The following is a 281-nucleotide window of genomic DNA, read 5'->3' as shown; positions in this document are numbered from 1 at the left end:
CGATCCACGCCGGACGGTCCCGACACCCTCTTCAGCGCCTGGAAGGACGCCTACTTCTCGGCGAAGTTCTCCGAGTACTCCACCTTCGCCCTTGGAGAGACCGACCGGGTCCGCGACAAGTACCTGCGCCTGATCCTCACCGCCGCCGGACGGTTCGAAGCGATGATCGGCGACCGGCCCCTCCGCTCTTACGGCCCCACCGACTTCGAGCGCTTCCGGTCGGAGCTGGCCGCGACCAGGAAGCTCCGGCCCGCCACGATCGAGAACCACCTTACTCGCGT

The 281-nt window shown here is 67.3% G+C and carries 1 protein-coding gene; it reads left to right on the top strand.

Annotation, left to right across the window (positions count from 1 at the left end; all coding sequences use genetic code 11):
• The coding region (locus MD536_RS21655; protein WP_239603859.1) for a hypothetical protein at nt 1-281 on the top strand (281 nt) is incomplete at both ends.

The organism is Flavihumibacter cheonanensis (genome assembly GCF_022352215.1).
In the GTDB taxonomy this organism is placed as follows: Bacteria; Bacteroidota; Bacteroidia; order Chitinophagales; family Chitinophagaceae; genus Flavihumibacter; species Flavihumibacter cheonanensis.
This window is presented reverse-complemented; position numbering and strand designations above follow the sequence as displayed.